Below are 918 nucleotides of genomic sequence, written 5' to 3'. Positions count from 1 at the left end.
GAGGCATTTTCATCCTCGCGCGAGCTGGTGATTCTGTAGGAGGGCGATGGCCTTGCACAGGTGTCCGGCCTTGCTTGGGCTGCACCGGAGCTTGCTGAGGATGCGCCAGCTCTTGAGCTGGGCGTTCGCGCGTTCGCCTGGGCCGCGAAGGTGTGCATGTGACCGATTGGCCCGCTTCTGCGACTCTGGCTTGTTCCTGCCCTTGTACGGGGTGATGACCGGCCCTTCGGCCCCCTGGTAGCCCTTATCCGCCAAGACGAGGATCTCTGCCCGTTCCAGTTCCCGCAGGATGCCCCAGACCCGTGCGGCGCTCAGGTCGTGTGTCTTGCCCGGCAATGCGCCCGAGGTCCACAGGATCTCCCCGTCCGGTGAGGCGATGACCTGGACGTTCATCCCGTGAACGCGATGCTTGCCGGAGAAGTACGGCCGATCGGCCTCGACCCGGTCAGTGCGAATCAGCGTCCCATCGAGCACCAGGAAGTGCAGACCTTCCTTGCCGGCCTTACGCAGCGCCTGCCGGAGCTTGGGCGAGCGAGCTGACAGCAGCATCACCGTTTCCTCCACATACCGCCATGCCGTCGCCGTCGACACCCCGAAACCGGCTCCGAGCTCGTCGAACGTCTCGCCCTTGCGAAGGTAGACCAGCACCAGCAACGCCTGCTGTCCCGCGTTGAGCAGCCGCCAAGCCGACCCGATCGCCTTGCGGTGCCGGCGGATCAGCCCGGCCACGTAGGCCAGCGTTGAACGCGACAAATTGACGGCAGCGCGATAGAACAGCATCCGAAGCCCCTGGTTGTGACGGACGTGATTGTGGTGATCAACCCGTCTACCAGGGGTTTCTTGATGTCGGCAGGCAAACGTCGACCTCGCGATCATGCTGTGACCAGCAGGCCACCGCCAAGGGATGAAAAGGGCTCA

General features: G+C 64.1%; 1 protein-coding gene. It reads right to left on the bottom strand.

All coding sequences use genetic code 11. The features are described 5' to 3' along the window. Nucleotides 1-9 precede the first annotated feature (9 nt). Entirely contained in the window at nt 10-780 is a 771-nt protein-coding gene (locus tag DQW85_RS22210) for a transposase family protein (RefSeq protein ID WP_113702136.1), read from the bottom strand. Between the last annotated feature and the right edge of the window lie 138 nt (nt 781-918).

This window comes from Nonomuraea lactucae (genome assembly GCF_003313395.1).
GTDB lineage: Bacteria > Actinomycetota > Actinomycetes > Streptosporangiales > Streptosporangiaceae > Nonomuraea > Nonomuraea lactucae.
The sequence above is the reverse complement of the archived record's forward strand: the minus strand, read 5'-3'. Positions and strand labels throughout refer to the sequence as shown.